This is a genomic window from Burkholderia sp. Ac-20392, assembly GCF_017104585.1.
GTDB lineage: Bacteria > Pseudomonadota > Gammaproteobacteria > Burkholderiales > Burkholderiaceae > Burkholderia > Burkholderia lata.
Genome location: NZ_JAAGPB010001023.1, coordinates 1 through 1,058, shown reverse-complemented (window position 1 = coordinate 1,058; position 1,058 = coordinate 1). Strand labels below are relative to the sequence as shown.

The window sequence follows — 1,058 nt, the reverse complement described above, 5'->3', positions numbered from 1 at the left end:
AGCCGCCGGCCGTGGCAATCCGCTAAACAGCGGGCGGCCGCCGTTGGCAGACACGGCGCCCGGTGCGGCAGTGGCGCGCATTCGCCCGCCAGGCAGCCAGACCGTTAGTTGCACACCAGCCTCCCGGCGGCCCGCGGAGGCAGTCGGGCACGGCTCCCGCGGACGCGTGAAGCCGGCCCGCTTGCCCCCCACTTCCCGCTCGCCAGGCGTCCGCACGTCCACCTTGCCTTTTTCGCGTTTTGTTTAGTATTTTTAGTAACGGCGTTTTCGCAGATTAGCGCTTAAAAACCGCGAATTCGCGGGTATTCCCCGGCTATCCGGCCCGAATTCCGCGAGATGTTTTACTATACAATCGCTTTCACCCTAAACAAACCGGACCCCGAACGATGGGTACGACCATTCGCGATGTGGCGCGGGCGGCAGAGGTCTCGATCGGCACCGTCTCCCGCGCGCTGAAAAACCAGCCGGGCCTGTCCGAAGCGACGCGTGCGCGCATCGTCGAGATCGCGCAGCGGCTCGGCTACGATCCCGCGCAACTGCGGCCGCGCATCCGCCGGCTCACCTTCCTGCTGCATCGCCAGCACAACCGCTTTCCGGCCAGCCCGTTCTTCTCGCACGTGCTGCACGGCGTCGAGGACGCGTGCCGCGAGCGCGGCATCGTGCCGACGCTGCTCACGGTCGGGCCGAACGACGACGTGCTGCGCCAGATGCGCCCGCACGCGCCCGACGCGATCGCGGTGGCCGGCTTCATCGAGCCCGAGACGATCGAGGCGCTCGCCGCGACCGGACGGCCGCTCGTGCTGATCGACCTGTGGGCGCCCGGGCTGCGTTCGGTGAACATCGACAACGCAACGGGCGCGGCGCTCGCGATGCGCCACCTGCTCGCCACCGGCCGCACGCGGATCGCGTTCATCGGCGGCTCGCCCGCGCACTACAGCATCGCGCAGCGCGCGATCGGCTACCGCCGTGCGTTCTTCGAGGCCGGGCGGCTGTTCGATCCCGCGTACGAAGTGACGATCGATGCGGGGCTCGATCCCGACACCGGCGCCGCGCGGGCA

1 protein-coding gene is annotated in these 1,058 nt (G+C 68.9%); it reads left to right on the top strand.

Features of this window, described 5'->3' with window-relative positions; genetic code table 11:
- Window positions 1–386: 386 nt before the first annotated feature.
- Window positions 387–1,058, top strand: a 672-nt coding sequence (locus G3N99_RS40555) for a LacI family DNA-binding transcriptional regulator (protein ID WP_206125237.1), incomplete at its 3' end; no start/stop codon positions are given.